General features: G+C 71.3%; 21 protein-coding genes. 9 read left to right on the plus strand and 12 right to left on the minus strand.

Features of this window, described 5'->3' with window-relative positions:
- Window positions 1-109: 109 nt before the first annotated feature.
- From D458_RS33705 to D458_RS0118315, 3 genes are all read right to left on the minus strand, one after another.
- On the minus strand, window positions 110-655 hold the full coding sequence (locus D458_RS33705) for a hypothetical protein (RefSeq protein ID WP_152521169.1): 546 nt from the start codon (window positions 653-655) through the stop codon (window positions 110-112).
- A 235-nt stretch (window positions 656-890) separates the two neighbouring features.
- Window positions 891-1,808, minus strand: coding sequence for a DNA-processing protein DprA (locus tag D458_RS33710; protein WP_017588207.1), 918 nt, complete (start codon window positions 1,806-1,808; stop codon window positions 891-893).
- A 402-nt stretch (window positions 1,809-2,210) separates the two neighbouring features.
- Complete coding sequence (locus D458_RS0118315) at window positions 2,211-3,212, minus strand: helix-turn-helix transcriptional regulator (RefSeq protein ID WP_017588208.1); 1,002 nt, start codon at window positions 3,210-3,212, stop codon at window positions 2,211-2,213.
- Between the two features lie 139 nt (window positions 3,213-3,351).
- Here D458_RS0118315 and D458_RS0118320 point away from each other — a divergent pair, with 139 nt between their 5' ends.
- From D458_RS0118320 to D458_RS0118330, 3 genes are all read left to right on the plus strand, one after another.
- The gene (locus tag D458_RS0118320) at window positions 3,352-3,747 is read left to right on the plus strand and encodes a RidA family protein (RefSeq protein WP_017588209.1); all 396 of its coding nucleotides are present in this window, start codon (window positions 3,352-3,354) and stop codon (window positions 3,745-3,747) included.
- 79 nt (window positions 3,748-3,826) lie between these two features.
- Entirely contained in the window at window positions 3,827-5,242 is a 1,416-nt protein-coding gene (locus tag D458_RS0118325; RefSeq protein WP_017588210.1) for a CoA transferase, read from the plus strand.
- 166 nt (window positions 5,243-5,408) lie between these two features.
- The gene (locus tag D458_RS0118330; protein ID WP_017588211.1) at window positions 5,409-5,723 is read left to right on the plus strand and encodes a hypothetical protein; all 315 of its coding nucleotides are present in this window, start codon (window positions 5,409-5,411) and stop codon (window positions 5,721-5,723) included.
- 88 nt (window positions 5,724-5,811) lie between these two features.
- Here D458_RS0118330 and D458_RS0118335 read toward each other — a convergent pair whose 3' ends face one another.
- From D458_RS0118335 to D458_RS0118365, 7 genes are all read right to left on the minus strand, one after another.
- Window positions 5,812-6,921, minus strand: coding sequence for a hypothetical protein (locus D458_RS0118335; RefSeq protein WP_017588212.1), 1,110 nt, complete (start codon window positions 6,919-6,921; stop codon window positions 5,812-5,814).
- On the minus strand, window positions 6,918-7,238 hold the full coding sequence (locus tag D458_RS0118340; protein WP_017588213.1) for a hypothetical protein: 321 nt from the start codon (window positions 7,236-7,238) through the stop codon (window positions 6,918-6,920). The genes D458_RS0118335 and D458_RS0118340 overlap by 4 nt, the downstream gene beginning before the upstream one ends.
- Before the next feature lie 22 nt (window positions 7,239-7,260).
- Window positions 7,261-8,316, minus strand: coding sequence for a nucleoside hydrolase (locus D458_RS0118345; protein WP_017588214.1), 1,056 nt, complete (start codon window positions 8,314-8,316; stop codon window positions 7,261-7,263).
- 81 nt (window positions 8,317-8,397) lie between these two features.
- Window positions 8,398-10,746, minus strand: coding sequence for a WD40 repeat domain-containing serine/threonine protein kinase (locus D458_RS0118350; RefSeq protein WP_017588215.1), 2,349 nt, complete (start codon window positions 10,744-10,746; stop codon window positions 8,398-8,400).
- Window positions 10,747-10,879: 133 nt separating this feature from the next.
- Window positions 10,880-11,878 (minus strand): small ribosomal subunit Rsm22 family protein, encoded by a 999-nt coding sequence (locus tag D458_RS0118355; protein WP_017588216.1) that lies wholly within the window; start codon window positions 11,876-11,878, stop codon window positions 10,880-10,882.
- 184 nt (window positions 11,879-12,062) lie between these two features.
- On the minus strand, window positions 12,063-14,501 hold the full coding sequence (locus tag D458_RS0118360) for an ABC transporter permease (protein WP_017588217.1): 2,439 nt from the start codon (window positions 14,499-14,501) through the stop codon (window positions 12,063-12,065).
- Window positions 14,498-15,274 (minus strand): ABC transporter ATP-binding protein, encoded by a 777-nt coding sequence (locus tag D458_RS0118365; protein WP_017588218.1) that lies wholly within the window; start codon window positions 15,272-15,274, stop codon window positions 14,498-14,500. The genes D458_RS0118360 and D458_RS0118365 overlap by 4 nt, the downstream gene beginning before the upstream one ends.
- 112 nt (window positions 15,275-15,386) lie before the next feature.
- On the opposite strand from D458_RS0118365, the gene D458_RS0118370 reads away from it, so the two are divergent.
- Window positions 15,387-16,625 (plus strand): sensor histidine kinase, encoded by a 1,239-nt coding sequence (locus D458_RS0118370; RefSeq protein ID WP_017588219.1) that lies wholly within the window; start codon window positions 15,387-15,389, stop codon window positions 16,623-16,625.
- Window positions 16,622-17,275: a response regulator transcription factor gene (locus D458_RS0118375; RefSeq protein WP_017588220.1), complete on the plus strand. Its 654-nt coding sequence runs from the start codon at window positions 16,622-16,624 to the stop codon at window positions 17,273-17,275. Before D458_RS0118370 ends, D458_RS0118375 begins: the two co-directional genes overlap by 4 nt.
- A gap of 86 nt (window positions 17,276-17,361) precedes the next feature.
- On the opposite strand, the gene D458_RS33715 is transcribed toward D458_RS0118375, so the two are convergent.
- A complete protein-coding gene (locus tag D458_RS33715) occupies window positions 17,362-17,706 on the minus strand; it encodes an SH3 domain-containing protein (protein ID WP_017588221.1) in 345 nt (114 codons plus the stop codon).
- 374 nt (window positions 17,707-18,080) lie between these two features.
- Window positions 18,081-18,893 (minus strand): hypothetical protein, encoded by an 813-nt coding sequence (locus tag D458_RS0118385; protein WP_026119439.1) that lies wholly within the window; start codon window positions 18,891-18,893, stop codon window positions 18,081-18,083.
- A gap of 151 nt (window positions 18,894-19,044) precedes the next feature.
- Here D458_RS0118385 and D458_RS0118390 point away from each other — a divergent pair, with 151 nt between their 5' ends.
- The 4 genes from D458_RS0118390 to D458_RS0118405 all read left to right on the plus strand — a co-directional run bounded on the left by D458_RS0118390 (window position 19,045) and on the right by D458_RS0118405 (window position 23,439).
- The gene (locus D458_RS0118390; RefSeq protein ID WP_017588223.1) at window positions 19,045-20,868 is read left to right on the plus strand and encodes a carbon starvation CstA family protein; all 1,824 of its coding nucleotides are present in this window, start codon (window positions 19,045-19,047) and stop codon (window positions 20,866-20,868) included.
- Window positions 20,869-20,870: 2 nt separating this feature from the next.
- On the plus strand, window positions 20,871-21,152 hold the full coding sequence (locus D458_RS0118395) for a cory-CC-star protein (RefSeq protein ID WP_017588224.1): 282 nt from the start codon (window positions 20,871-20,873) through the stop codon (window positions 21,150-21,152).
- Window positions 21,143-22,099: an ArsA family ATPase gene (locus tag D458_RS0118400; protein ID WP_017588225.1), complete on the plus strand. Its 957-nt coding sequence runs from the start codon at window positions 21,143-21,145 to the stop codon at window positions 22,097-22,099. The genes D458_RS0118395 and D458_RS0118400 overlap by 10 nt, the downstream gene beginning before the upstream one ends.
- A gap of 230 nt (window positions 22,100-22,329) precedes the next feature.
- On the plus strand, window positions 22,330-23,439 hold the full coding sequence (locus D458_RS0118405) for a substrate-binding domain-containing protein (RefSeq protein WP_017588226.1): 1,110 nt from the start codon (window positions 22,330-22,332) through the stop codon (window positions 23,437-23,439).
- The last annotated feature ends 4 nt before the right edge of the window (window positions 23,440-23,443 follow it).

Here is a 23,443-nt window from a genome sequence, read left to right on the forward strand (position 1 = left end):
TCTACGCCGCTCCTCCGCCGGGTCTCTCCGCCGCCCGGTCGGTCCGCCCGGTTCTCCCTCGTCGGGTCGAATCGAGTCGACGGCCCTCTTCGTGTTCGGGGAAGATTCGCTAGGGCGATCGAGGCGCGGGGATCATGTCACTGAGGTGGAACGCACAGGAATCCATCTCGTAGGGGACTTTGGAGATGCGCTCCACCAAAGGCTTCGAATGACCGTAGTCAGGGTTGATCTGACGTGCCAGTACGAGCATGACCACCTTGCGGGCCCCAGCCTGTTTGAGGCAATAGGCCGCCGACTGCGCGCGGGCGCCGGTCACCCATGTGTCGTCCAGCAGAAGGACGTCGGTCTCTGAACCCTGTGCCGGGAGGACGCCGGCCTCGAACCAGTCCTTGTGAAAGGAACGCGATTCCGACGGGACCTGCTGATTGACCGAGAGTCGGATGCCGCGCAGACTCCGCACCTTGTCACCGAGGGTCTCCTCCAGGGGGTGCACGTCCTGCGATGGATTCTTCGTGCTCGGAACGAAACAGACATGCGTGAATCGGTCGACATCCGCCGCTGCCTTCACACAACTGATGTGGTGAAGACAGAAATAAGCAAAAAGCGCGGTCAGGTTTCTTCTCGCCGTCCTGTTGTGCGGCTCCTGCTTGTACATACGAAGATTCTGGCTGTGCTGCCCGCCGGAGCCCTTGCGGTAGGTGATGGGAACAACGAGGTCAGCCGCCATACGCCCGGCCTGGTAGTCGATTTCCGCACAGGGGACACAGCGGGCGGAGGAGGGGCGGCAGGCGCCGAAGCACACCTGGCAGATCCCTGTCCCCGGGGTCGGGGATCCATGCAGGTAGGCGAGCTGAACCTCGACGTGGGTGCGGACGGAATACCGGCGCGCCTCACCAGACAAGTTCGGCTTCCCCTACCAGTTCCTCCGGCTTCACCTCGGCATCAGCCATGATCGATCGCACAGCGCACATCAGCTCCTCGATATCGCTGACCAGATGAACTCCAGGGCGCCTCTCATAATCACGCACCCACTGGTTCCGTAGCAACTCACGAGGCAGGATGACAGGTCGACCGTGTTTGAGTGCCATCCGCGCCTGAATGCGGGCTCCGCTGTGTTCCCCTGCCTCCACGACAATGGTCGCGGCGGCATAGCCGCTCATGACCGCGTTGCGCATGGGGAAACTCTTCTTCGTGGGAGCGGCATCAGGAAGGAACTGGCTGATCAACAGGCCCTTGTCAGCGATCTCGTCCTGGAGACGGCGATTCTCCGAGGGGTAGAACCGGTTGATCCCCGTGCCCAGCACGGCGACGGTTCGGCCGCCGTGGTCCAGGGCCGTCCTGTGCGCCACGGTGTCGATTCCGGCCGCCAGGCCGCTCACCACGGTGATGTTCTCCTGTGTGAGTCGGCGGGCGATGCTGCCGGCGACCGCCAGACCGTGCTCGGAAGCCTTTCGTGATCCGACTACGGCGATCGACCGCTGCTCCTCGGCCAGGACTGTTCCGCGGGTGAAGATCAGCGGTGGCATCTCGTGTACGTCGCGCAGTTGGGTCGGGTATGAGCCGTCCCAGAAAGCGTGTACCCCGACCTTCTCGGAGGCGCAGCGCGAGAGTAGCTGCCGTGCCTCTGCCAGGGCCACCTCCATCGGTCCTTGGTCCACGTCGAAGAGCGTGTCCTGGTCCCCGAAGGCATCACGCAGAACATGGGCGGCACCGGCCGAGTCCAGGACCCTCTCGGCCACGTCGCGCCATCGGACCCGCTTGCCCAGGAGAAGGGCGAGAAGGGCCGCCTGTTCCTCGCTCTGCTTCATACCCCCCAGGTTAAGACTTCCGTCACTACCCCACGTCCACGACACAGAACTCACCCCTTCCTCCACCACTCCAACGGCTGACTAGTACACATGTTCCAATACGGGTCTGACATTGTCCACGGTGCCCTGCGTGGGTGTGTGGCTCCGACGGCCGCGTTCCCGCGGTGACTGGACTCGCGGTCACAGGGCATCGAGCTTCTCGGCGGTGGTGGACACCGAGCCCGCGGAGCCTGGTGAGGGCCGGGGCTCGGATCGGGAATCCGGCCGACTGGAAGAGTGACCCGCCGATCTCCTCCGCGGCGGTCAGGGCGAGCAGGAGTGTGGTGCTCGCAGCAGCCGCGGCTAATCCTTCCGGCGGCGCGGGGCTGAGTGCCGGCAGTGCGGGAGCCCCGGAGGTCTGGTTCAGCGCCGGATTCCGTAGCGGGCGGCGACCTCGCCCGCTCGATCGCGCAGGAAATCACGCAGCCACTGGGGCTCCAGGACTTCGGCATCCGCGGCGAGCTGCCACAGCGCCCATTCGGCGTGCCTCGAATCCTGGAAGGTGACCTCCAGCCGCAGCCGGCCCTCCGCGTCAGGCCCGTCGGTGTCCGTGAGGCCGTCGGCTTCCTCGGAGAGGACGGCCAGCGCGGTGCCCGCCAATTCCTCCCGCCGCTCAGGCCTCACCCGCGCCACCACGGTCACCAGGTCGCCTCCGGCCCGGAACCGGGTGCTGCGCTCCTTCCACGCCTGGCCCAGATCGACCCGTTCCGCGCGCTCCGCCGGTTCGGGGAGTTCCTCGGCAGCCAGAACCCGGGACAGCCGGTAGGTGCGGTCCTCGCCGTCCCTGGTGGCCAGCAGATAACTCTGCTCGCGCACGGTGACCAGGCCGATCGGGTCCACCGTGCGCCACTTCGGCCCATGGCCCACAGCCTCGTAGCGGATGCGCAGCTTGTGTCCGGCGAACACCGCGCTCCGGATCCCGTCGACGACGGCACCGGGCACCTCTTCGGGAACCGTCGAACGCGCCAGCAGGTCGGTCTCCGGATCGATGAGGAGCCGCTGGGCCGCACCGGTCGCGATGTCCCGATGCCCTTCGGGCAGCGCGTCGACCACCTTGAGCATGGCCGAGGCCAGCGCCGAACTCAGACCGAACGCCTGCGTGCCGCGCCGCGATCCGGCGATCAGCAGGGCGAGGGCCTCGTCGTGGTTCAGCCCGGTGAGCTCGGTCCGGAAACCGGGCAGCAGCGCGAAACCACCGTGTCGACCCCGCTCGGAGTAGACCGGGACACCAGCGGCTGACAGCGCCTCGATGTCGCGCAGCACCGTTCGGGTGGAGACCTCCAGCTCGTCGGCGAGCGCGGCCGCCGACAGCTGCCCGTGCCGGCGCAGCAGCAACACCAGGGACACCAGCCGGTCAGCGCGCATGGAAAAACCCTACCGAAATACATGACAGAGGGTGTCGTGATTGGTTGCGAGGCTGATCAGGCAAGGCAGGGCAAGGACAGTGACCGCTGAGCCGACGGGCGCCCGTTCCGTCGGCGGACCGAATGGAGCTGACGTGGCGATGGAGCGAACGGTGGTCAACCCGTGGACCTGGTCGACGGAGCTGGGATACAACCAGGGCGAGGTGGTCTCCGGCCGGACCCGCACCCTGTACTGCTCCGGCCAGACCGCGATGAGCGGGGACGGCAAACCGCAGCACGCCGACGACATGGCGGCGCAGCTGGCGCTGAGCCTCGACAACCTGGAGGCGGTGCTCGCCGGAGCCGGGATGTCCCTGGCGAACCTCGTCCGGCTCAACGTCTACACCACTGACGTGGACCGGCTCTTCGAGCACTACGGGGAGCTGGCGTCGAGGCTGGGCGCCGCCCGGGTCGCGCCGACCACCACGATGCTCGGCGTGACACGGCTGGCCGTCCCCGACCTGATGGTCGAGCTGGAGGGAACCGCCGTCGCGTGACGCCGACCGTGCGTCCGGGTGTCCGGGACCGCCCGGACCCACGGGTGGTCCCGGCCGCCCGGGTGGGCACAATGACGCCATGACGACCAACCCCAGCGGTACCCAGGACCCCGGCGGTACACCGGACGTGACGACAGCCCAGGCGTGGCAGGTGATCGGAGGGGCGGCGGAGCTGGTGGAGCGGGTCTCCTACCGGGGCGCGAGGGAGGTGCTCCCCGCGAAGCTGCCGGTGCGGGAACTGGCCAGGGCCACCGTCGGGGCGTGCTCCCTGGCCGCGGCCGAACTGCTGGCGGCACGGGGCGGCGGAGCGGTTCCTGAGGTGGTGATCGACGAGGGCGCGGTGGCCACCGCCTTCATCAGCGAACGCCACCTGCTCGTGGACGGCCGGAAGCCGACCCCCTTCGCGCCGCTGTCGGGGTTCTGGGAGGCCGCTGACGGCTGGGTGCGCACCCACGCGAACTACCCCCACCACCGGGCCCGGCTGCTGGCCGCGCTCGGACTCGACGCCGAGGCGGGCCCGGAGGAGCTCGGCGAGGCACTGGCCGCTCGGCCCGCGCGCGAGGTCCAGGAGATGGTCTACGCCGGGGGTGGTCTGGCGGTCGCCGTGGCACCCGTGCCGCGTGAGGACGGGGAACCCGGTGCGCCGGACGGCTTCAAGGCGGCAGGGCTGCCGCTGGCAGAGTCCGATGCGCTGGGTGAGGACGGCGGCCGCCGGCTCCCCGAGGGCGGTCTGCCCGCCGACGGGGTTCGGGTCCTGGACCTGACCCGGGTCATTGCCGGGCCGGTCGCCACCCGGACCCTTGCCCTGCTCGGCGCCGACGTGCTGCGGGTGGACTCCCCGGGGCTGGAGGAGGATCCCGACAGCCACACCGACACCGGAATGGGCAAGCGCTCCACCCTGCTGGACCTGGACACGGCCGAGGGGCGGGGCGTTTTCGAGGCACTGCTGGAGACCGCTGACGTCGTGGTGACCGGCTACCGCCCGGGCGGGCTCGACCGGCACGGGCTGGCCGCCGAGGAGCTGATCGCCCGCTGCCCGGGTCTGGTGGTCGCCCAGCTGTGCGCCTGGGGATGGTCGGGGCCGTGGGCCGGGCGCCGGGGGTTCGACAGCCTGGTGCAGGCCGCGAGCGGGATCGCGTCGATCGAGGCGAGCGGCGGGGACCGCCCGGGAGTGCTGCCCGCCCAGGCCCTGGACCACGGCACCGGATATCTGCTGGCCGCCGGGGTTCTGCGCGCGCTCACCGAGCGCCAGACCGACGGCCGGGGACGGCGGCTGCGGTTCTCCTTGGCGGGCACGGCCGGATGGCTGATGAACGACATCCCCTCGGAAGCGGCGGAAGGCGGCGGATACGAGCCCGCCGACTGGCTCACCGAGGGCCCGTCGGCCTACGGCAGGCTCCGCTACGCCCTCCCCCCGGTCGCTTACGAGGGCGGCCCGAGAGATTGGGCCCGCGCCTCCACCCGCTGGGGCAGTGACCAGGCCGTCTGGCTCTGATAACCGGCCGCGCCCCGATGGTTCTGGCGGTAGCTGTCAGAAGTGCGCGCGCCCGAATCCGGAATATCCCGAACGAACCGGGATGGCAGGGGTGGAGAAGGGAAACCGGGTAGGCGGGTGAGGGGTCGCATCGGCTGTGAGTATCGGTGTTCGGGGAGGGCAGGTTATGTCCGAGGACGATCGGAAGCCGTATTGGGGAAAGCTCCCGCCTGGGGGTATTCCGTTCCCGCCCTACGAGGTGTTGAGGCTCCAGGAGAGAGCGAAGGGGTACGTGAAGGTCGCTGAGCATCTGTATTCGAACCTGATCAATGAGGAGAGTGATCCGTCCCTGGTGGCGGAGTGCGAGCGGGGCTGGGAGCGTCAGGCGGAGATTTTGAAGACGGGTCGGTGGATGGATGACGGAGTGAGTGAGCGGATCGTGGAGGAGTATCCGCCGCTGATGCGTGAGCTCCGGGCGCGGCTCGAAGACCTGCGTTCATGAGCGGCACAGAAGATCTGGATGCTGATATTCGGAAAGAACAAGGATCGGCGCATCCGAGAGCTCACATCCTGTCCGGTGGTCTTCACGGTCAGAGTTTGTGCAGGATCCCCCTGATCCCGGCGAGGTCGTAGTAGGCCTGGTAGGTGTCGATGCCGATCGTCTCGGTGTGAATTCCCGGGGTCAGGCGCGCGGCGACCTCGTCGAGTACCTCGATGAGCACCTCGGCGGCGGGGAAGGGGATACCGGTGTAGGCGATGCCCTCGTCCCCGGTGTCGATGAGGACCGGTGCGGCTGGGACCCAGGGAGCGGGCTGGTCTGCCATAACGCCGGTGCGAACGCGGTTCAGGTAGTCAGTGAAGGACAGGTCCTCGCTGCTGCCGACCAGGCTGTCGGCTGGATTCACCCGGGGGTTGAACCCCTGCCAGGGGTTCGGCTCCTCTCCCGCGAGGGTGCGGCGCAGGACGTCCACAGCCTTGCTGACCTGTACGTCGGGTGTTTCGGCTTCGCCGGCCTTGACCGCGGCGAGCCCGGGGGTGCGCTCCACGACGTCGAAGGCGGCCCAGCACAGACGGTCGAGCCGCTCGGAATCGATGTCGCGGGGGAAGGGGGCGGGTGCGGCGAGCGGTAACGGGCTGTCGGGGACGGGAGAAGGTGTGACGTGGCCGGCGAGTGCGTTACGGAGCTGGTCGGCGGCGTGGCGCAAGGTGTCTGGGAGACCTTGCGCGTTGGCACTGATGGTGCAGGCGGGGCGGCCGGGGGCCAGCCGGTGCTGGAGTTCGCCCACCATCTTCATGGCCATGGCGCACCAGTCGTTCGTGACGAGGACGAAGTCCGTGGTGAGGGTTTTCTGCCCGTGCATTTCGGGGTGTTCGGCGATGACGTCACGGGGATAGGGCGCGCCAGGTTGTTCCTGTACACGGGTGAGCCAGTCGTGTGCGGCGTCCGAGAGGGTGACGGGTCGGTTGTCGCTGCCCCGTCTGGTGATGAGGTGTCGGGTGGGGTCTGAGGGGGCGCCGGGATTGGTGGGAACGGGAAAGGCCTCAGCGAGTACCTGCTCGAGGTGCGCCCAGGCGTCGCGGCATTCCTGGGGTTGACCCTCCAGGGTGTCCGGCCAGGGGCGGGAGGAACGCCAGAAGAGCCTCGCCGACGCCTGGTACACGCGCAGGTAGTCGTCGAGGTCGGGGGTGCCGCTGGTCATGTGCTGCCTTTCGTGTCGGCCGGACTCACGGGGCTGGGCACGGCATCGAGTTCGTAAGCGGTGGTCAGGGTGCTGGAACCTGTCCCGGGCACCCCGTGGGGTACCCAGTCGGGACAGGGCGGGTAGATACCGGGAAAGGCCGCCCTGCGCCCCTCGCTGTCGGTCTCGACGTCCTTCTTCAGGCCGTCGAGCATCTCCGCGGCGACGGACATCATGAACGGTGCCGTGTACTGCCGGAATATCGGGTACGCCTCCTCCACCGCACGGAGTTCTTCGGGAAGGAGGTCGTGCGCTTCCTGGATTCTTCGAGCGTCCATGCGCCTCCGGGAGCGGACGGGGCTACTGCTCGCCGCCGGCGACGGGGGCGAACAGGGACTCCTCGAGCCAACGGTTGAAGGGAGGGTACTTCGCGGAGGAGCTCAGCCACACTTCGGCGCCACCGGGGGAGAGGGACATCCGGCCCTGGCCGTCCAACGCGACCTCCTCCAGGTCGAGGTTGACGAAGGGCAGGTGGAGCGCGGCCGTGAGCGCCAGGGCGTCGTGCTGGATGCTGCCGGGGTGGAAGGAGTCGAACCACAGGTCGAGGTGGCGCCGTACCAGGCCCTGCCAGGTGTGGTCACCCTGCCCGACCAGGTTCCGGTAGAGCTCGCCGGCGCGGTCCACTTCGATCTCGGGCCTGAAGGTGACATCGGAGGTGACGAGCTGGACGTCGCTGAGCTGCCCGCGTCCGATCGCTGCGAAGACCGCGTGGGCGGCGCCGACATCCATACGGATGTTGTGTTCGGCGCGGGAGGGATCCCGGTAGTTCAGGGCACCGCCCATCTGCGTCACGCGCAGGCGCTCCGCGGCTTCGGGGACCTCCGCGAGAACCGCGGCGAGGTTGCTCAGGGCACCCATGCCCACCCAGCGGACGACCCCCTCCGTGCGGCTCAGGAGTTCGCGGACCGCGCCCACCACGTTCCGGGGCTGCTCGGGTACCTCCACGGGGATCAGCGGTTCGGCGCAGAAGTACCGGGTGCCGCCGACACCGTGTCCCGACACGACGGGGACGTCGGACCTTCCCAACCGGTCCAGGAGCAACCGGGCCAGACGCGCACGCTGACCGTGTCCGGTGGCCCCACCGGTCTCGTCGTTCGTGAGGACCAGCGCGAGTTCGGGCAGAGAGCGGGCCGCGGCCGCCACCGCGATGGCGTCGTCCGGGTCCCCGCCGAGGTCGGTGTCGAGCACGACCGCGGTCCCCCGCTCGCTGCGGGGCCACAGGCCGCCCTGTTCGGTCTCGGCGGCGAGAATCCCCAGCGCGCTGTCCGGGGGCATCATCCTTCCCCTGGCGATGGTCTCCTGCTGGGCGGCGCGCAGCTCGTCCATCGTGCGGTCGTCGTCTTCGGAGTACGGCATCCTGTTCCGCTCCTGAGTCTCAGAGGCCGGGCCGTACCGGTGGCAGTTCTGGTCGGCCCGCCAGGTGGATACTGCCGCGGGTCAGCGGGCGGGGACCCGGAACTCCTCCGAGGGACCCAGGTCCCGGTCCAGGAACGTGAGGACCTCCGCCCCCGACTGGTCGAGCGGGTAGAAGGCGGTGAGGAGGCGGTCGTCGTCGGGGGACGCGGTGACGGAGACGTACTCCTGTTCGGGGTCACCCTCCGCCAGGACCTCTCCTTCCGTGTCCCAGACGACGAGGAAGCTCCCCTCCCGGTCGGTGTCGTGGCCGGAGGCGACGACCCTGCTCCCGCCGTCCCCGAGGGCGACCTCCGCGGGACGTGCACGCGTGTCGCGCACCTCCGACGGCAGGGGGAGTTCCAGGGGTTCCGCGTCGGAACGGATGTCCCAGTACAGGACGGAGTCGGCCGAGGCGGTGACGACGGCTCCGTCACTGATCACCGCCGGGCCGGTGATCTCGCCGGTCCACTGCCGCAGTTCCGGGTACGAGGGATGCGGCTGCCCCGAAGCCGCGTCCCACACCGCGAGTCCGGTGTCCAGCACCGCGACCAGCAGCTCCCCGTCCGGGGTGGTGCCCACACCGGTGACGGCTCCCTGCCAGGGGCGGTCGCTCACACTGCCGGGCCGTGGTTCCGCCGGGACGTCGACGCTGTAGAGCTCCTCGCCGGTGGCGGTGCGGTAGGCGCTCACCGCGGCCTCACCCGACGTGTTGTCTCCGAAGTACACGGTCTCACCGTCGGGGGAGAGGGCGAAGTGCCCGCCGTCACCGGCGTCGGGCAGTTCGACCACGTGTCGTTCCGAGGCGTCCAGGTCCCACACGTGGATCGCGGCGACCCCGTCGTTGGCGGACTTGACCGCTTTGGAGGCCAGCACGGAACCGTCGGGAGTCGTGGCCAACTGGGAGTAACTGAAGACGAAGGACTCGTGCGATTCGGTGATCCGTTCGACCGCTTCGCCCTCGTCGGCCTCGAAGAGGTGCACCCCGGAGGTGGACAGTGTCGCGAAGCGGCCACTCCCGCCCAGGAAGGTGATGTCCCGGATCTTCGATGTACGAACGCTGGGTGAGGAGTCCTCGGAGGTGGACGCGGGCGGGGACGCGGCCGGGGAGGGCGTGGACGCGTCGGGCGTGTCCGCCGGGGCTCCGGTCCCGAGGGTCGTCCCGTCTGTGGAGTCCACCACCAGGGACAGAACGACCACAGCCGCCGCCGCTGCGGCCAGCAGACCCCACAGCGTTCTCGTGCCTGCGGCACGGGACGAACCGGACCGGTGGGCCTGGCGGGGAGCCGGGGCGGTCCCGGGAGCAGCGGAGCCCGGTTCAGCAGGGGCCGGAGCGGTCTCGGCAGGGGGCGCCTCGGCCGGGACCGGTTCGGGAGCGGGCTCGGCGGCGGACGACTCCTCCGGTGCGGTCTCCTCCGGTGCGGGCCCTTCCCGATGCGGCTCCTCCGGGACCACCTCGCTGGTGACGGCCAGGGTCGGGACGACCTGGGTGGCCGCGGCGGTGGTCCGCAGAACACGGGTGGCCACGGCCTCGGGCAGCCACTCGGTGGGGTCCTCGTCGCCCCGGGGCAGCGCGGTCCCGGCCAGTTCGGCCAGCACCGAACCCAGCTCCGGGCGGTCGTCCGGCTCCTTGGCCAGGCAGGCCGCGACCAGGGGACGGAGGGCCTCGGGCACCCCGTTCAGATCGGGTTCCTCGTTGACCACCCGGTAGAGCAGTGCGTGCGCGTTGCCGGTACCGAAGGGCTGGTGGCCCGTGGCGGAGAACAGCAGCACCCCGCCGAAGGAGAACAGGTCGCTGCGCGGGTCGACGACCCTTCCCACGGCCTGCTCGGGCGACATGTACGCGGGCGTGCCCAGGGCCTGCCCGGTGCGGGTGAGCTGGGTGGTGTCGGCGGCACGGGCGATGCCGAAGTCGATCACCTGGGGGCCGCGCGGGGACAGCAGGACGTTGGAGGGCTTGAGGTCGCGGTGGACCAGCCCCACCGTGTGGATCGCCGCCAGAGCCTCGGCCAGCCCGGCCGCGAGGACCCGGAGCGAGGACTCCGGGAAGGGGCCGCTGTCGCGCACCGCCTGGTGCAGGGAGGGCCCGGGGACGTACTCGGTGGCCAACCACGGGCGCGTGCCGTCGGTGTCGGCGTCCAGCACCCGCGCGGTGTAGGGGCCCCGCACCCGGCGGGCGAGCTCCACCTCGCTCGCGAACCGCGCGCGGAACTCCCGGTCACCGGAGTACTCGGACCGGACGGCCTTCACCGCGGCCAGATCGTCTCCCGTACCGTTCCCGCTGCCGTCGCCCGAGACCGCCAGGAACACCACGCCCATGCCGCCCTCGCCGACACGCCGGAGCAGGCGGAAGGGCCCGAGCTCTCGGGGGTCGTCGGGGTGCAGTGGCTCCACGGGGCTTCTTTTCCAGGCTCGGGGGATTCACGCCGAAGCGTAACGGATGTCCCTCTGAGGGTGGTCGGCGGCCGGAACCCACCCGGGTCGGCGGCCCGGCCCGGACCCGGTCGGCGTCCGTGCCCGGGCCTGCTCAGCTCTCGGGGTCCTCCGGGGGCGGCCAGGCGTCGCCCCACTCGGCCTTGCGGGCCGCGCGGTAGGACGGGCCCTGGCGCTTGGACACCACCCGCTCCTCGATCCCCGGGCCGGTGGTGCACAGGCTCAGCGAGACCAGGCCCTTGCGCTTCTGGGGGTGGCGCAGGATCCGGTTGGCCGGGCGCTCGACGGGTTCGCTGGTGGCGGCCACGAAGGAGTACTTCTCGTCCTCGAACCCCAGGCGGGCGAACTTGAGCCGGCGCTGGATACCGGAGCGGTTGAGCCGCTCGGAGAAGTGGCACCAGTCCTCGCCCGGGGCGATGGGGCAGGCCTCCCCGTGCGGGCAGGGGGCCGCCACGGACAGCCCTTCCGCGAGCAGGTGCTTGCGGGCGGCGATGATGCGCTCGTAGCCCTCCGGGGTGCCGGGCTCGACCAGGACGACCGTCCTCGCCCGCCGCGCCAGGGAGCGCACGACCTCCTCCTGCACCTGCGGGGTGAGCTCGTTGAGCACGTAGGACATGGTGGCAAGGTCCACGCGGGGGCCGTCCGGGACGGCGCCGGTGAGCCGGAAGCGTTCCCACTCCGAACCCTTCACCGCGGTGCCGGTGGACCTGCGCGCGATCCGCTTGCCGAGCTTGATGGCGGGGGCCGACTGCTCCAGGACGGTGGTGGAACGCAGGGACGGCCAGGCGTCGGAGGCGGCCCACACGGCCGCTCCCATGCCCCCGCCGACGTCGAGGTGGGTGGCCGGGGCGAACCCGGGGACCGCGGCGGCCGCCGCCTCGAAGGCCGACCGGGCGGCGGCGAAGGTGGCGGGGAGCCGGTAGGCGGCGTAGGCGATGACGTCGGTGTCCGAGGCCAGGACGATGTCCCGGGGATCGACCCGGCTCCGGTACTTCTTCATGAGTTCCTGGACCGACACGGCCAGCTGGTGTTCGTTGGCCCCGTCGGCGACGCTGTCGATCGCCGCGAAAAGCTCGCTGTTCAGATTCCCCATGCGCGTTTCTTCCCGTCCGGCGGTACGGGCGAATTCTATCCGCCCGTCGCCCCTGGTCCCGGGGTGTGCGGACCCCGGGACCAGGGCGCGGGGACAGGAGGTGATCACGCTCCGCCGGCCGCACGGCGGTACCCGCGTTCAGCTGCCCGCACGGCGGTACCCGCCTTCCGCCGCCGGCACCGCGTCACCCGCGTTCGGCGACCATGGCGGCGGGGGAGCGCCGCATCGCGCGGACGGCGGGCACCAGCGCGGCCAGGACCCCGATCACCAGGCAGGCGGCGGACACTGCGCCGAGGTCCGCCCAGGGCAGCTGGACCGCCACCTCCGCGGGCCCCCGCCGGGGGTCGAACTCGTCCCGCAGGCTCCAGGTGAGCGCGAACAGCCCGGGCAGGGAGATCAGAGCGCCCAGAGCCAGGCCGATCGCGCCGACCAGCGCCGACTCGGCGGTCAACAGGACCAGCACCTGCCGCCGGTGCACGCCGGTGACCCGCAGCAGGGCGAGGTCGCGGCGGCGCGCCGAGGTGGACAGGGACAGCGAGTTGGCCAGGGAGATCGCCGTGTACCCCAGCGACAGCACCAGGATGATCACGGCGAACAGGCGCACCAGGCGCATCTCCGCGGCCACACCCTCGTCGATCAGCCGGGAGGTGGACACCACCTCGGACCCCTGATCGGCGAGGACGGCGGAGAGGGCGTCGGCGTCCAGCGGGTCGAAGGACGCGGCGGTCGTGAACGTGCCCGGGTCGTGCTCGCGGGCGAGGTCGTGCGGGAGCGCCAGTTCCGCCCACATCTCGAGCTCGGGCGGGAACGGGCCGACGGTGACCGTGACCCGACCGGTCGTACCGTCACGCCAGGTCAGGTCGACGGTGTCGTCCTCCTCCCAGCCGAACTCCGCCGCCGTGGCGGGCGAGGCCCAGGCGGTCCCCGCCGGCGGGGCGTTCCGGTGGAGCCCCACCGCCTCCACCCAGTTCCCGTCCACGTACACACCGGTGGAGAGGGTGCTGTGGACCTCCCCCTGAGCGTGTTCGCGGGTCCGCTCCAGCGCCAGATCGGTCAGGCCGTTCCCGCCGTCGGGACGCGTCACCATCGCCTCGCCGGGGATGTCGCCGCGGGAGTGCTCGTCGATCGCCCCGCCCAGGGTGTCGGCCTGGCCGAGCATGGTGACCGCGAGGGCGGAGATCAGCAGGGCGGGCAGCATGGTCGAGGCCAGCCGCCGAGCCCCGGCGCGCGCCTCGGAGCGCAGCAGGTCCGACAGGGGGGAGCGTCCCGGCAGCAGACCGACGAGCCGCGGCAGGTAGACGGGGGCGGCGACGGCCAGCGCCACCACGAGGGCCAGGGCGGTGCCCAACGCGTAGGAGACGGCCTGCTCCATGTCCCCCCGCACGGTCGCGACCGCGAACACGGCGCCCAGGACCGCCGCGGTCCCGGCGACCCACAGGCGCCATCGCGGCACCGCCTCCGCACGCGTGTTCTCCGGGCGCAGGGCCTCCAGGGGAGCGACCGCCGCACCCCTGCGTGAGGCGGACAGGACACCGGTGACCGCGGTGACGACCCCGATCGGCACCGACACGGCGACGGGCAGGGCGACGGAGCGCACCTCCCAGTGCCGGGACAGGAGGTCGAGGTCGACCATCCATCCGCCCAGAAGGAAGGCACCGCCGACCCCGAGCACCGCGCCCACCAGGGAAGCGGCCGCGCCCACGACCGCCGCCTCGCCCAGCAGCATCCTCCGCACCTGTCCCGGGGTCGCGCCCACCGCGCGCAGGAGCGCGAGTTCCCGGCGGCGTACCGCCACCTGGAAGGTGAAGGTGGTGCCGACCACGAACACGGAGACGAACACGGACAGCGCACCGACCAGGATCAGCAGCTGCGTGCCCACCCAGTTGCCGGAGTCGTCGAACTCCGCGTCCATGGCGCCCTGATCGGTGCCGGTGAACACCTCCGCGGTCGGCCCCGCCGAGTCCCGGACCGCGCTCCGCACCAGGTCGTCGACGGCGGCGGTACCCACTCCGGGCGCCGCCACCACGCCGATGACGGACACGCCCGTGGCGGTCTCCCCGGCGAGCGGGTCGGGAACCAGGACGTCCTGGCCGTCGGTGACCCCGGAGACGGTCATGGTCCACTCGGCACCGGCCGTCAGCACGGTGACGGTGTCCCCGACCGCGCGCCCGTAGGACCGCGGCAGTACGACCTCGGCCGCCCCGGACGGAGCCCCGCCCTCGAGCAGCGCCGTGCTTCCGAGGGCGAAGGAGGACCAGCCGGCGCCGCCGGGGGCGCCGTCCGCGGCGTCACCGAGGACGCGGTCGCCGTCCATGACCCGGACGTCGAAGCGCCGCTCGGCGACCGCGACGGCCACCTCCTCGGAGCGGGTGAGCTCCCCGGCGAGGGAGTCGGCCTCCGCGCCGGTCCAGACCGCGCGGACCACGGTGACGTCGTCGGAGCGGGTACCGGCCTCCTCGGGCACGACGAGGGCGTCGGCGCGCTCGTAACGCGGCGGCACCGCGGGCAGGGACGAGGCGATGACGATCGCCGAGGCCGTCAACAGGGCCACGGCCAGGGTCAGCGCGACGAAACCGCCCAGGATCGCGCGCATGCGGTGCCTGACCATGGAGAGCGTGATCATGCCTCCTCCAGCTCGGCCATGCGCACCGCGATGGACGCGGCGTCGAGCCGGTCACCGGCGGTGCGGTCGAGTTCGTCCACGATCCGGCCGTCGGCCATGAACACGGCCCGGTCGGCGCGCGCGGCCACGGTGGGGTCGTGGGTGACCACGAGAACCGTCCGGGCGTGGGTGTCCACGACCGCTCGCAGGTGGTCCAGCACCTGGCGGCCGCGCGCGAGGTCGAGCGCGCCGGTGGGTTCGTCGGCGCAGATCACGGCCGGCCGGGTCAGGACGGCGCGGGCGATCGCGACCCTCTGCTGCTCACCGCCGGAGAGCTGGTGGGGGCGGTGGTCGGCGCGGTCGCGCAGCCCCACCCCGTCCAGTGCGGCGAGGGCGTCCTCGCGTCCCAGGGCGCCGCGGGCCAACCGTGCGGGCAGCAGCACGTTCTGGGCGGCGGTGAGCGAGTCGACGAGGTTGTAGCTCTGGAAGACGAAGCCGACCCGTTCGCGGCGGAACTCGGTGATCTCCCGTTCACCGAGACCGCCCAGATCGATCCCGTCCACGACGATGCTCCCGCCGTCGGGGCGGTCCAGCCCCACGGCGCAGTGCAGCAGGGTCGACTTCCCCGAACCCGACGGCCCCATGATGGCCGTGAAGGTCCCCGCCCGGACGTCGAGCGACGCGCCGTCGAGTGCGGCGACCTCGTGGCCGCCGGTGGTGTAGCGCTTGGTCAGGGCGTCGATGCGGAGGGCCTCGTGTGTGGCGCCGCGCCTGGCTTCGAGTGTGCGGTTCATACCTCCGATCACAGCGGTACGGGAGGGTCCGGCGCGGGTGCCCCTGGTGGAGAGTCAGGGGTAGACCCTGCTCTACCGCGCGCGGGAGCCCGGGCCGTCTAAGGTCGCATCCGTGACGGTCCGAACCCTGCGCGCCGCGATCACGCTCGCGCCCCACCGCTTCCTGCTGTCGTCCTGGCCGTGGCGCGCCCTGGCCTACGTGCTGGCCGGTGCCGCCGGGGGAGTGCTGCTGTTCGGCTCCGTGCAGGCGCTGTCGGTGGTCTGGCCCGGTGCGCTCCGGCAGTGGTACTGGGAAACAGGCCTGGTGGTGCTGTGCCTGGTGCTGATCCCCGCCAGTACCCCGCTGGTCGCCCGCTGGGGCCGGTTCTGCGAAGGGCTGATCGGTGACCCGCTGGAACCGCCGCGGGGGACCGGTGCCCCGCCCGGGCCGCGCGGCGAGCGGCCCGGTCCGGCCTCGCCCCGCCTGTGGCGCGACGTCGGATACACGGTGCTCAGCCTGACGGTGCTCTGCCTCCTGGACGTGGCGGTCCTCACGGTGGCGCTCGGCGTCCCGCTGACGGGTGTCCTCAGCTACATCGACTCGGACCAGCTGAACACGGCCGAACGGTGGGCCACCCTCCTCGGGTGGGCCTCCCTGTGGCTGGTCGGCCTCTACCTGGTGGCGGGCTGGGCGGCGGCGCGGTCGGAGATCGCCCGCGCCGTGCTGTCACCGAGGGAGGAGCGGCTCGCCGCCGAGCTGCGCGCCGTCACCACGTCCCGTGCGGCGTTGGCCGAGGCCTTCGACGAGGAGCGGCGCAGGATCGAACGCGACCTGCACGACGGAGCCCAGCAGCGGTTGGTCGCGGTGAAGACCTCCCTCGGGCTGGCCGAGCTGGACCTGCCACCGGGCTCTCCGGCCGCCGGAGCGGTACGCGAGGCCCGCGAGCAGGTGTCCCTGGCCCTGGGGGACCTCCGCGACCTGGTGCGGGGCATCTACCCCCAGGTACTCACCGAGCGCGGGCTCCCCGCGGCCCTGTGGGACGTGGCCGCCCGCTCCGGCTCCTCGGTGGAGATCGACCTGGACCTGCCCGGGCGCCTTCCGGGGCCGGTGGAGTCCACCGCCTACTTCGTGGTGTGCGAGGCGATCGCGAACGCCGCCAAACACGCGCCGGGCGCGCCGGTCCGCGTGTACGGGACCGTGGTGGACGGGACCCTCCGAGTGGAGGTGACCGACGACGGCCCCGGCGGGGCCGGACCGGACGGCGGCGGGCTGAGCGGCCTGCGCAACCGGCTGGCGGTCCTGTCCGGCCGACTGACCGTGGACAGCCCCGAGGGCGGTCCGACCACTGTGCGACTGGAGATTCCCGAATGACGCGCGCCCTGACCGTCGTGGTGGCGGACGACTCCGTACTGCTCCGCGAGGGGGTGGCCGGGGTCCTGAGGAGGTTCGGACACGAGGTGGCGGCCTCGGTCGGCGACGCCGACGCCCTGGAGGAGGCGGTCCGCGAACACGGCCCGGACCTGGTCGTCACGGACGTGCGGATGCCGCCGGGCTACTCGGACGAGGGCCTGCTCGCCGCCGTGCGCATCCGCCGGTCCCGCCCCGACCTCGGGATCATCGTGCTCAGCCAGTACGTGCAGCCCGCCTACGCCTCGGAGCTGCTGGAGATCGACGCCCCCGCCGGGGTGGGCTACCTGCTCAAGGAGCGCATCGGCGACGTGGCCGAGTTCGCGGACGCGGTCGCCAAGGTCTCCTCCGGCGGGACGGTCCTGGACCGTGAGGTGGTCCGGGTGATGCTGGCGGCCCGGTCGAGCCCGCTCGCCCGCCTGGCCCCCCGCGAACGCGAGGTCCTGGACCTCATGGCCCGGGGTGAGTCCAACGCCGCCATCGCCCGCCTGCTGGTGGTGTCGGACGCGGCGGTGAGCAAGCACATCGGCTCGATCTTCACCAAACTCGACCTGGATCCTCGGACCGACGGCCACCGCCGGGTCCTGGCCGTCCTCGCCTACCTGAACCGCTAGGGCGTGGGAGGGCGGTACGGGTGGGGAACCCGTGCCGGCCCTCCCGCGGCGGACCAGCGGGGCGGGGGATCGGATCGGGTGGGGCGTCAGGCCGCGCAGGGCGTGTTCGTGCGCGCGAGGTACTGGCTGGAGGCCCAGCGGTTGGCGCCGCTCAGCTTGCGGAACCCGTTCTGCACGGTGGAGGTGCCGTAGACGAGGGTGCCGGACGACAGCCAGGCGACAGCGGTGTACTGGGTGCCGGGGCCGGAGCGGACGTAGAGGCCGTTGACCGTCACGCGGTACTGGCACACCTGCTGTGCCGCCGACACCTCCTGGGGAGCGGCGGCGTGGGCGGGCACGGCGACGAGGAAGCCGCCGAGCAGGGTGGTGGCGGACAGGGCGACGGCCGCGAGGGCGCGGGCGCCCCGACGGGCGGGGGGACGAGCGGGCACGGGGGTCCTCCAGTGAACGTGGGGGTGGCGAACATGGAAGCGAGCGGATCGGCCCCCGGAGCCCGGTCGGGTCCGGGAGACACCGTGACAGTAGCGTTCACTTCCGCGCCCCACGGGAAAGCTGTCCACTGTTGGACACGAGGTTTGCTCCCGGTGCGGATGAGGCCTTGTGACACGGGAACGACGCCGCACGCCAGCGACCCCGGGCACCGGGCGTGACCGGTTGGAACCGGGCCCCCGGCGCTCCGGGACCGATCCGAAAGCCACCCCGCTGCGAGAGGGGGCGACCCCGGTCCGTCACCGTCACCGGTGCTGACGCCGGGCGCGGGACCGGGCCCTCGGCACGGCCTCCCGCGAGAGCGTTCCGGAGGGCGTCAGGAAGCCTGGCGGGACTCGGCCTCGGCGATGGCGGAGCGGCAGGTGCGGGCCAGGGAGCGGTGGTTGCTGAAGCGTTCGAGCAGGCCGTAGGGCGGCAGGGGGCCGCCGGGGGAGTCGCCGACGGGGGCGCCCTCGGCGCCGGTCACGAGGAGGGACTCGCCGCTGAGGCTGCCCGACCGGGACCAGCGCTCCCAGCGTTCGAAGTCCGGGCTGTACTGGTGGGAGAACACGAACACCGGTTCCCGGGCCCCTTCGAGCAGGCCGCCGCCGCGGGACCACAGGGTGAGGCTCTCCGTGGAGCCGTTCGACCAGTCCTCGGCCGTGACCACGTCCACCTCGGGGCGGCCCGAGCGGTCGCGCACCAGCAGGGCGTCGCCGGCTCGGGTGCGCGGGTGGAGTTCGCGCTGGTCCTCGACGGATTTCAGCGACACGATCAGGCGCGGCACCCACCACCAGTTCTCCCGGCGGGCGATGAGGCTGTCCGCGCGCAGGCGCGTGGGCGGGTGCTTGACCGCCTCCTGTTCCACCAGGTGCTCCACGAACTCGGAGCCGTCGAGGTCCTCGACCACCTCGACGGGTCCCGTTCCGACCACGGCGGACCGTCCGCCCGCGTCCTCGGCGCTCACGCTGAAGGCGACGTGGCGCCCGCGGAGCGAGAGGGCGGTCCCGGCCATGGAGTAGGGCAGGGCGACGCACGGTCGGTCGCGCCAGATGAGCGGAACCACGGGAATCCCGGAAGGGCCCGAAGAGGTGGTCCAGGAGAGTTCGGCGACGGTGGATCGCTGCCAAACCGTGATCACGTCAGTCAAGGTCAGGCCTTATATGTGAGGAATGCCGCATGTTAATTTCTGATGACTTTAACCCATCCTCCGAATCGGTCGCGATGCCCCAAGCGACGAGTGCGGATCGAGGGGTCGCGACGACGACTCGGACCCGGAGCGTGAAAGGTGGGCCCCGGCCATGCCCGCAGCCCTGGTCCTCATCGCGTCGGTGGCGGTGTTCGCCGTTGGCTACCGCTACTACTCGCGATATCTGGCAGAGAAGGTGTACGCGCTCGACCCCGGGTACATCACCCCGGCGCACACCTACAAGGACGGCGTCGATTTCGTCCCGACCAACCGGCACATCGTCTTCAGCCACCACTTCATCTCGGTGGCGGGCGCAGCTCCGATCGTCGGTCCGGCCGTCGCGGTGTTCTGGGGCTGGGGGCCCGCCCTCGCGTGGATCCTGCTCGGTACCGTCTTCGCGGCCGGTGTGCACGACTTCGGCGCCCTGGTGGTGTCGGTCCGGCACCGGGCCCGCAGTATCGGCACCCTGGCCGGAGAGGTCATCAGCAAGCGTTCCCGGACGCTGTTCCTGGTGATCATCTTCTTCCTGCTGACCATGGTCAACGCGGTGTTCGCCGTGGTCATCTCGAACCTGTTCGTGGCCTATCCGGCGGCCGTGCTGCCGGTCCTGGTGACGATCCCGCTGGCCATCGCGGTCGGCCAGTTCGTCTACAGGCGCCGTACCGCCGCCCTGGTGCCCTCGCTCGTCGCGCTGGCCCTGGTCTACGTGTGCATCCCGCTCGGCGTGATGCTCCCGATCGACATCTCCGGCGTCTCCGAGGCCCTGGGAACGACCCCCAACACGGTGTGGATCGTCCTGCTGTTCGTGTACGCGTTCATCGCGTCCCGCATCCCGGTGTGGATGCTGCTCCAGCCGCGCGACTACGTCAACCTGCACCAGATGCTGCTGGCCTTCGCGGTCATCGGCCTCGGTGTGATCGCCGGCTGGGACACGATCGTCGCGCCGGTGGTCAACAACGACGTTCCCGCGGGCTCCCCGCCCTGGTTCCCGCTCCTGTTCGTCACCATCGCCTGCGGTGCGATCTCCGGCTTCCACAGCCTCGTCGCCTCGGGGACCACGGCCAAGCAGATCGACAAGGAGACCGACACCCGGATGGTCGGCTACCTGGGCGCCGCCGGTGAGGGCGCGCTCGCGGTCTGCTCGATCCTGGCCTGCACCGCCGGTGTGGTCGCGGCCTCCGCCTCGCCGCTCGCGGACTGGCGGGGCCTGTACAGCGACTTCGGATCCGCCTCGGCCGGGGCGACGGGCAACTTCGTCGAGGGTGTCGGCCAGTTCGCGACCAACATCGGCATCCCGCTGCAGGTCGGCGTCATCTTCGCGGTGGTCGTCGTGGTCAGCTTCGCCGCCACCACCATGGACACCGGTGTGCGCCTGCAGCGCTACATCGTCCAGGAGATCGCCGAGATCGTCCGCTTCCGCCCTCTGGCGCGCAACCTCACGCTGGCCACCCTGATCGCCACGATCGTTCCGCTGGCCCTGGCGCTCATCCCGGGCGACTTCGCCTTCGGTACCCTGTGGCAGCTGTTCGGCACCACCAACCAGCTCACCGCCGGGCTCGCGCTCGCGGTGATCGCGGTGTGGGTGACCAAGCGGGGGCGCAACCCGCTGGCGATCCTCGTCCCGCTGGTCTTCCTGCTGGTGATGACGTCCTGGGCGCTCGTCGTCAACCTCGTCGCGTTCCTGCGGTCGGATTCGCTGATCGACCTGTTCCTGCTGGCCCCGATCGACTTCCTCATCTTCGTGCTGGCGATCTGGCTGATCGTCGAGGCCGGGCTGGCTCTGCGCAAGGCGTTCGCCGCCCGCAGGGCCGGGGAGCTCCCCGGCCCTGCGGGCGACGGGAGCGGGGGCGCCGCCGAGGGTGTCGGCGCCGAGAGCGCCGGTCCCGAGGGGGCCTCCGACGACGCCTCCGACACCACGGACCCGAAGGAGAAGTAACTGTGAACCCACTGGGTGCGCTCTCCCGGGCGCGGGACGCCTGGAAGCGGGTGGAGGCCTTCCACGAGGAGGTCTTCGCCTCGCGCTGGCGGCAGGAGCTGCGCCGGGAGGCGCGCACCCAGGAGGACACACTGCGGGCGCTGCTGCTCCTGGAGACCCTGGGAGTGGAGGGGCCCGTGTCCTACGAGACCCTCGACCTCATCCCCTACATGGTCGCCGACCTGCACGAATGGCACCAGCGCATGGGGCGCGACGATTTCGGCGGACCGGGGGTGTGCTGTTGAGGTTCGGCGGACGGCGCGGTGAACGGGCCGGGGCCGGCGGTGCCCCGGGTGAGGTGCCGGCTCCTCCCATCGTCTTCTTCGGCGGCAAGGGCGGGGTCGGCAAGACCACCATGGCCGCCGCGCACGCGCTGCGCCTGGCCGACGGGGGCCTGCGCACCCTGCTGGTCTCCACGGACCCGGCGCACTCGCTCGGCGACGCGCTCGACCTCCCCCTGGGGGACCGCCCGGTCCAGGTCAGCGGGAACCTGTGGGCGCGCGAGCCCGACGCGGACGCCGCACTGAAGCGCAGGGTCCGGCAGATCAGCGACGACGCCGGCGCCGCCCTGCCCCGGGAGATCCTGCCCGCCGTCACCCGGCACCTGGACCACGCCGCCGCCGGACCCGGCATGGCCGAGTCCGCCCTGGCCGACCTGCTCATGGACGCCATGGAGGAGGTCCCCGGGAAGTGGGACCGCCTCGTGGTGGACAGCGCGCCCACCGGCCACCTCCTGCGCCTGCTCGACCTGCCCGAACTGCTCACCCCCTGGGTGCAGGGCCTGGTGCGCCAGCGCGAACGCGCCGTGGACGCCGACCGGTTCGCCGTCGGGGTCGTCGGCGGCGGACCCGACGGGGCCCCGGACGACCCCCTGCTGGAGAAGCTGCACGCCCGCCGCCGCAAACTGGAGCGGGCCGCCGCACGCCTGCGCGAGGACGCCGAGGTCCGGCTCGTCCTGCTGCCGCGCCGGATGGTGCTGGCCGAGACCGACCGCGCCGCCGCCCAGCTCGTCGGCAGCGGCTTCCGCCTGGGCGCGGTGATCGTGAACCAGGTGCCGGCCGACGCCGATCCCGAGGTCCTGAAGGCCGTCCGCGAACGCTTCGCCCCGCACGGCACCGTCGAACTCCCCCTGACAGAGACCGAGCCGATCGGCCCCGTGGCCCTGCGCGCCCTCGCCGCCCGACTGGGCTGAGCCGGGCGCGTCCGAACCTGCGCCGGGTTCGTCACTCCGAGGCCCGGTCTGATGCTGGTTCTCCTCCTTTCCGGGAAATTCGCCGTAAAGCTCTGGCAACGCTCTGCTCTTTTGTGTGCCCTCAGGACGAATCTTTGCTGACTTCCATCGATTGGCGACAAAAAGGTTATTGACGCTCGTCACAAGAGTCCGTAGGTTCGTGACTCAGGTCACAGGATGGAGGCCCCCCGATGGGTTCGATGACGCACCGGAACACGCTTGGACGAGGCCGGTTCGGGCTGCGCGCGCTCGGCGCCGCGGCCGTGGCCGGAACACTGCTCGCCACGGCCTGCAGCACACCCGAAGGAGGCGGCGGCGGTGGTGGTGGCGAGGGCGACGCCGAGGGGCCCTTCACCATCGGTGTCAGCAACGGCTTCATCGGCAGCGAGTGGCGCGAGCAGATGCTGTCGGCTCTGGAGACCGCGTTCGAGGAGTACGAGGCCGAGGGGGTGGTCGACGAGCTGGTCGTGGAGAGCGCCGACGTCGACATCAACGGCCAGATCCAGCAGATCCGCAACCTGATCCGCTCCGACGTGGACGCGATCATCGTCAACCCGAACTCGCCCACCGCGCTCGACCAGGTCTTCGCGGAGGCCGCCGACCAGGGCATCCAGATCGTGGCCATCGACCAGGCGGTGGAGTCCGAGGACGTGGTCAACGTGGTCATCGACCAGTCCGAGTGGGCCTCGATCTCGGCCCAGTGGCTGGCCGACGAGGTCGGCGAGGGCGGTCAGATCATCGCGGTGAACGGCATCGACGGCCACCCCGCCAACGAGGACCGCTGGTCGGGCGCGAGCGAGGTCTTCGACGCCGCCGGGGTCGAGGTGGTCGCCAACGACTACGCCGAGTGGGACCAGAACCAGGGCCAGACGGTCACCCGTGACCTGCTCGCCAGCAACCCCGATGTCGACGGGGTTTTCGTGCAGGACGGTATGGCGCTCGGCGCGTTCCGGGCGCTGGAGGCCGAGGGCGCCCTGGAGGACGTCGCGCTGGTCGGCGAGGCCCGGGTGGGCTACATGCGCGAGTGGGACGCCCAGCGGGAGGAGGGCGACTTCAGCAGCATCGGGGTGCCCAACCCGCCGTCGGTCTCGGTGTCGGCGCTGCACGTGGTCGTCCGGATGCTCCAGGGGCAGGAGTTCGCCGCGGACGCGCTCGACGGCAACAACGCCTGGCTGCCCATCCCCGAGACCGTCACCGACGACAACTTCGACGACCAGTTCGCCCAGGTCGAGGACGAGAACGACGCCTACGCGGTGGACCACGCGCTCACCTCGGAGGAGGCCGACGCCTACTTCGAGTAGGGCG

The organism is Nocardiopsis ganjiahuensis DSM 45031, from assembly GCF_000341085.1.
GTDB classification, from domain to species: domain Bacteria; phylum Actinomycetota; class Actinomycetes; order Streptosporangiales; family Streptosporangiaceae; genus Nocardiopsis; species Nocardiopsis ganjiahuensis.

Bases quoted from the DNA above. Each gene is read 5' to 3' on its own strand.
- D458_RS33705 (WP_152521169.1), bottom strand. From the start codon at position 655: ATGTACAAGCAGGAGCCGCACAACAGGACGGCGAGAAGAAACCTGACC.
- D458_RS33710 (WP_017588207.1), bottom strand. From the start codon at position 1,808: ATGAAGCAGAGCGAGGAACAGGCGGCCCTTCTCGCCCTTCTCCTGGGC.
- D458_RS0118315 (WP_017588208.1), bottom strand. From the start codon at position 3,212: ATGCGCGCTGACCGGCTGGTGTCCCTGGTGTTGCTGCTGCGCCGGCAC.
- D458_RS0118320 (WP_017588209.1), top strand. From the start codon at position 3,352: ATGGAGCGAACGGTGGTCAACCCGTGGACCTGGTCGACGGAGCTGGGA.
- D458_RS0118325 (WP_017588210.1), top strand. From the start codon at position 3,827: ATGACGACCAACCCCAGCGGTACCCAGGACCCCGGCGGTACACCGGAC.
- D458_RS0118330 (WP_017588211.1), top strand. From the start codon at position 5,409: ATGTCCGAGGACGATCGGAAGCCGTATTGGGGAAAGCTCCCGCCTGGG.
- D458_RS0118335 (WP_017588212.1), bottom strand. From the start codon at position 6,921: ATGACCAGCGGCACCCCCGACCTCGACGACTACCTGCGCGTGTACCAG.
- D458_RS0118340 (WP_017588213.1), bottom strand. From the start codon at position 7,238: ATGGACGCTCGAAGAATCCAGGAAGCGCACGACCTCCTTCCCGAAGAA.
- D458_RS0118345 (WP_017588214.1), bottom strand. From the start codon at position 8,316: ATGCCGTACTCCGAAGACGACGACCGCACGATGGACGAGCTGCGCGCC.
- D458_RS0118355 (WP_017588216.1), bottom strand. From the start codon at position 11,878: ATGGGGAATCTGAACAGCGAGCTTTTCGCGGCGATCGACAGCGTCGCC.
- D458_RS0118360 (WP_017588217.1), bottom strand. From the start codon at position 14,501: ATGATCACGCTCTCCATGGTCAGGCACCGCATGCGCGCGATCCTGGGC.
- D458_RS0118365 (WP_017588218.1), bottom strand. From the start codon at position 15,274: ATGAACCGCACACTCGAAGCCAGGCGCGGCGCCACACACGAGGCCCTC.
- D458_RS0118375 (WP_017588220.1), top strand. From the start codon at position 16,622: ATGACGCGCGCCCTGACCGTCGTGGTGGCGGACGACTCCGTACTGCTC.
- D458_RS0118390 (WP_017588223.1), top strand. From the start codon at position 19,045: ATGCCCGCAGCCCTGGTCCTCATCGCGTCGGTGGCGGTGTTCGCCGTT.
- D458_RS0118405 (WP_017588226.1), top strand. From the start codon at position 22,330: ATGGGTTCGATGACGCACCGGAACACGCTTGGACGAGGCCGGTTCGGG.